The sequence below is a fragment of the Nocardia sp. NPDC004722 genome (genome assembly GCF_053601505.1).
On record NZ_JBSGBY010000647.1, the window covers coordinates 1 to 4,546 of the forward strand.

At 68.3% G+C, this 4,546-nt stretch carries 5 protein-coding genes and 1 pseudogene; 5 read left to right on the forward strand and 1 reads right to left on the reverse strand.

The window, feature by feature from the left end:
- Window positions 1-2 precede the first annotated feature (2 nt).
- Window positions 3-596, forward strand: a complete 594-nt coding sequence (locus tag ACWELQ_RS38855; RefSeq protein ID WP_452402004.1) for a TetR/AcrR family transcriptional regulator — start codon at window positions 3-5, stop codon at window positions 594-596.
- 26 nt (window positions 597-622) lie between these two features.
- On the forward strand, window positions 623-940 hold the full coding sequence (locus ACWELQ_RS38860; protein ID WP_452402005.1) for a hypothetical protein: 318 nt from the start codon (window positions 623-625) through the stop codon (window positions 938-940).
- 3 nt (window positions 941-943) lie between these two features.
- Here ACWELQ_RS38860 and ACWELQ_RS38865 read toward each other — a convergent pair whose 3' ends face one another.
- Entirely contained in the window at window positions 944-2,161 is a 1,218-nt protein-coding gene (locus tag ACWELQ_RS38865) for a DUF418 domain-containing protein (protein ID WP_452402006.1), read from the reverse strand.
- 131 nt (window positions 2,162-2,292) lie between these two features.
- On the opposite strand from ACWELQ_RS38865, the gene dop reads away from it, so the two are divergent.
- From dop to ACWELQ_RS38880, 3 genes and pseudogenes are all read left to right on the forward strand, one after another.
- Window positions 2,293-3,792, forward strand: a complete 1,500-nt coding sequence (dop, locus tag ACWELQ_RS38870; RefSeq protein WP_452402007.1) for a depupylase/deamidase Dop — start codon at window positions 2,293-2,295, stop codon at window positions 3,790-3,792.
- Window positions 3,793-4,142: 350 nt separating this feature from the next.
- Window positions 4,143-4,337: a ubiquitin-like protein Pup gene (locus ACWELQ_RS38875; RefSeq protein ID WP_033089305.1), complete on the forward strand. Its 195-nt coding sequence runs from the start codon at window positions 4,143-4,145 to the stop codon at window positions 4,335-4,337.
- A pseudogene (locus ACWELQ_RS38880) lies at window positions 4,334-4,546 on the forward strand (proteasome subunit beta); the annotation flags it as partial. The gene ACWELQ_RS38875 and the pseudogene ACWELQ_RS38880, both read left to right, overlap by 4 nt.

Here is a 4,546-nt window from a genome sequence, read left to right on the forward strand (position 1 = left end):
GGGTGAAGGTGTTGACGTCGTTGAAACCCACGCCGTGGGCGATGTCGGTCACCGTGGCCGAAGTTTCGCGTAGTCGACGACGGGCCTCATCGAGGACCGACCTCGACGAGGCCATCCGCCGCCACATCCTGGATTCGCTGCTGGCCGAACTGCTTCCGCGCCTGCACCCCGAGGGCACCGTGCGCGATCTGGTCCGCGGCGCGATCGGCACCTACGTCGGCTGGGTGGAACGCCATCCGCAGCTGCACCGCTTCCTGGCCGCCGCCGACCCGCACGGCGAACCCTCCACCGCTCTGGCCGGGGCCCGCGACCGCATCGGCGGCCACCTCGCCGACCTGTTCGCCGACACCCTCGAACGCTTCGGCATCGACCGGAACCGGGCCCGCCCCATGGCCTTCGGCACCGTCGGCTTCGTCGACGGCGTGGTCAACAGCTGGCGAGCCGCACCCACCCTGACCAGCGAACAGGTCGAGGGAATCCTCACCGAGTCGGTGTTGTCGCTGCTGGAGGGCAATGCCCGTAGTCTGGACCTGCCGCTGACCCGCGACACCGTCGTCGCCGACCTGCTCTCGCGCACCGCGGCGGCCCGCGCGTGACACCGCTTCACCACCAGAGGATTTCGATGGCCCTCCGTTCGTACGCCCGGCCGGTCGTGTTCGCGGCGATCACCGCCGCCGCGCTGGCTCCGATCGCCCCGGCGGCCGCGGACGTCGCTCTCCCGGACGGCATGCGCTGCGATGTCCTGGACTGCCGCAACGACACCGACCGCGAGTACGTGGTCTCCGGCTCCATGCAGTGCGAGTACAGCGATCCCGACGGCGGCGGCTCCTCCGGTAGCGAGCAGTTCACCGATGTCGTTCCGGCGCATACCCTGTTCCGGTTGCAGAGCTGCATCGACGGTCAGTCGCCGTACCTGCGTTCCATCGACGAGATCGAGTAGCCCTCACCCGCCGGTGAGCGCGCGATAGCTGCGATTCCACAGCCACTCCACCGGGCCGCGCTCGAATCGGCGCAGCCACAGGTGCGCGAAGCTCAGCATGAGCGCGCACACCAGCACGTAGATCCCGGCGGTGAACGGCACTCGCGCGGTGGCCGACACCAGGCCCGCCAGCCCGAGACCCCAGCCGTAGCACAGCCATCCCGACACCAGGTTCTGAAGGATGTAGCAGCTCAACGCCATCCGGCCCACCTCGCTGAAGCGGCGGCCCACCCAACCCGGCCCGGGGCGGTGCGTGTAGACCTCCGCGACCAGCGCGAGCAGGCCGAGGGAGACGATCGGGGCGGTCCCGTAGCGGGCCACCAGGATCAGGTCGCCGCCGGTCAATCCGAGCAGCAGATCGATCGGGGCGGCGACGCCGAAGCCGATCACCATGAGTCGCTTGCGGATTCGCGCGCCGCCGGACTCGAAGATCCCGGCCCGGAACAGGCGCGCACCCAGCAGGAACAGCGCGATCGACATCGGGAAGATGAACAGCGGTTCCAGCCGGAACACCAGCAGATGCTCCCAGCGGAACGCCACCAGATCCCAGAACGAGCCGTCCGCATAGGGATTCGGATCCAAGGGCCGATGCCCGCCGTCATCGCCGCCGGGACTCAGCAGGATCGCCACCGCGATCAGCGACAGCACCGTCACATGGATGCTCGCCATGGTGATCAGCCAGCGCCGTTGCGCCTTCGGGCCGGTCGTCAGGATGAACGCGACCACCAGCCCGGTGACCGCATACCCCATCAGCACATCGAATTCGGCGACGAAGAAGAAGTTCACCAGCCCGTCGAGCAGCAGCAGTCCCGCCCGCACCGGGTAGCGGCCCGGCCATGACCGTCCGGCCCGCACCGCCGATCGCTGCTGGATAGCCAGGCCGATCCCGAACATGATGGTCAGCAGCCCCAGGAACTTGCCCTGCGCCAGCTGCTGCAGGACCCGTTCGATCCACAGCCACGCCCCCCGCGGTTCGTCGCTGTGCGCGAGGTAGCCGAGCAGCCCTTCGGAATTGGTGAAGATCCAGATATTGGTGCCCAGCGTGCCCAGGATGGCGATGCCGCGCAGCACGTCCAGTGCCCCCAGCCGGGCCGAACCGGATTGGGCGGGAACGGTTTCGGGGTCGTCGGCTACGGGCCTGTCCGGCAGTGGGAGACGTGGGGTGGCAGCCGGTTCGACCATGCCGGTCATTGTGCCGCCGACCCCGCTCGGCGCGGATCAGCCGCGAGAACGACCCGGCATCCGACTCGCGAATGACTGCAACCCGGACAGTCCACCCGCGCCCGGGCGTGCCTTTCGCCTAGGCTCGAGGCATGCAGCGCATCATCGGAATCGAGGTCGAGTACGGCATTTCGACGCCTACCGAGCCGTCGGCCAACCCGATTCTCACGTCGACCCAGGCGGTGCTCGCCTACGCCGCGGCCGAGGGCGTGCCGCGCGCCAAGCGCACACGCTGGGACTACGAGGTGGAATCGCCGTTGCGGGACGCGCGCGGTTTCGATCTCGGCAGGCTCAACGGGCCCGCGCCGGTGATCGACGCCGACGAGGTCGGGGCGGCGAACATGATCCTCACCAACGGGGCTCGCCTCTACGTCGATCACGCCCATCCCGAATACTCCGCGCCCGAGGTCACCGACCCGCTGGACGCCGTCATCTGGGACAAGGCCGGTGAGCGGGTGATGGAGGCCGCCGCCCGCTACGCCTCGAGCGTGCCCGGCGCCCCGCGCATGCAGCTCTACAAGAACAATGTCGACGGCAAGGGCGCCTCCTACGGCACCCACGAGAACTACCTGATGAGCCGCGAGACCCCGTTCAACCAGATCATTCTCGGGCTGACGCCGTTCTTCGTCTCCCGCCAGGTGGTGTGCGGTTCCGGTCGCGTCGGCATCGGCCAGTCCGGCGATACGCCGGGCTTCCAGCTCTCGCAGCGCGCCGACTACATCGAGGTCGAGGTCGGTCTCGAGACCACGCTCAAGCGCGGCATCATCAACACGCGTGACGAACCCCACGCCGACGCGGACAAGTACCGCCGCCTGCACGTCATCATCGGTGACGCCAATCTCGCGGAGTGGTCGACGTATCTGAAGGTCGGCACCACCGCCCTGGTGCTGGACCTGATCGAGGCCGGTGAGGATCTCTCGGATCTGCAGCTGGCGCGCCCGGTCACCGCCGTGCACACCATCAGCCACGACCCGACTCTGCGTGCCACCGTGGCCCTTTCGGACGGCCGTGAGCTGACCGGCCTTGCGCTGCAACGCATCTACCTCGACCGGGTCGAGAAGTTCATGGACCGCACCGGAATCGACGACGCGCGCACCAAGGACGTCATCGAAAAGTGGGCGCACGTGCTGGACCTGCTCGAGCGCGACCCCCTCGAAACCGCCGACCTGCTGGACTGGACCGCGAAACTGCGCCTGCTGGAAGGCATGCGCAACCGTGAGGGCCTGACCTGGGCTGCGCCCAAACTGCACCTGGTCGACCTGCAGTACTCGGATGTGCGCCTGGACAAGGGCCTCTACAACCGCCTGGTGGCGCGCGGCTCCATGCAGCGCCTGGTCACCGAACAGCAGATCACCGACGCGATGACCAACCCGCCCACCGACACCCGCGCCTACTTCCGCGGCGAGTGCCTGCGCCGCTTCGGCGCGGATATCGCGGCGGCGAGCTGGGATTCGGTCATCTTCGACCTCGGCGGCGACTCCCTGGTGCGCATCCCCACCCTGGAACCGCGGCGCGGCACCAAGTCCCACGTCGGAAAGTTGCTGGACGGCGTCCACACCGCCTCGGAGTTGGTGCAGCAGCTGACGCACTGAGGAATTCGCGCGTAGCGAACATCCGCACGAGGGCCGGGAGGGATTCTCCCGGCCCTTGCTGCTCTGGTTACCGCGCCGCACACCTTCGGTGGTCCGTGGACTGTGTCCCCGGACCACTTTCTTTCGGGGCCGCAGGGGCTCGTCCCCGGGTTTCGACGGGGGCTCGGGGGCTTGCCTCCGAGTGAAATCCCGGGGGTCGAGGGGTGTCGTCCGGGAGGCTCCGGGGAGATCGCGGCATCAGCACAATGACGTTTAATCCGGCATGTTCCCGCCGCTGGTGGGTAGTGTTGGGGGACGAGCATCGGATCTTCTCCGGTGCTCGCCGATGATCACAGAGGAGGTCGGCTGCTATGGCACAAGAGCAGACCAAGCGCGCCGGTGGCGGCGACGAGGACGAGGGCCCGGTCGGTGACGGCGGGGCGGGACAGGAGCGTCGCGAGAAGCTGGCGGAGGAAACCGACGACCTGCTCGACGAGATCGACGACGTGCTCGAGGAGAACGCCGAGGACTTCGTCCGCGCCTACGTGCAGAAGGGCGGCCAGTGACCCAAGGTGACCCCCTGCGGCTCCAGTTGGGGTTCGCCCAATCCTCTTTCTCCGAGTACCTGCGTCTCCACGCTCCGGAACTGTTGCCCGGCAACGGAATCGGATCGAACGGCACGCACCCCAATCCGGGCGTGCCGTCCGATATCGCTCCGCACGGCACCACCATCGTCGCGGTCAGCTACCGCGGCGGGGTGCTGATCGCCGGCGAC

Coding starts and splice junctions, on each gene's coding strand:
- ACWELQ_RS38860 (WP_452402005.1), top strand. CDS start 623: ATGGCCCTCCGTTCGTACGCCCGGCCGGTCGTGTTCGCGGCGATCACC.
- ACWELQ_RS38865 (WP_452402006.1), bottom strand. CDS start 2,161: ATGGTCGAACCGGCTGCCACCCCACGTCTCCCACTGCCGGACAGGCCC.
- dop (WP_452402007.1), top strand. CDS start 2,293: ATGCAGCGCATCATCGGAATCGAGGTCGAGTACGGCATTTCGACGCCT.
- ACWELQ_RS38875 (WP_033089305.1), top strand. CDS start 4,143: ATGGCACAAGAGCAGACCAAGCGCGCCGGTGGCGGCGACGAGGACGAG.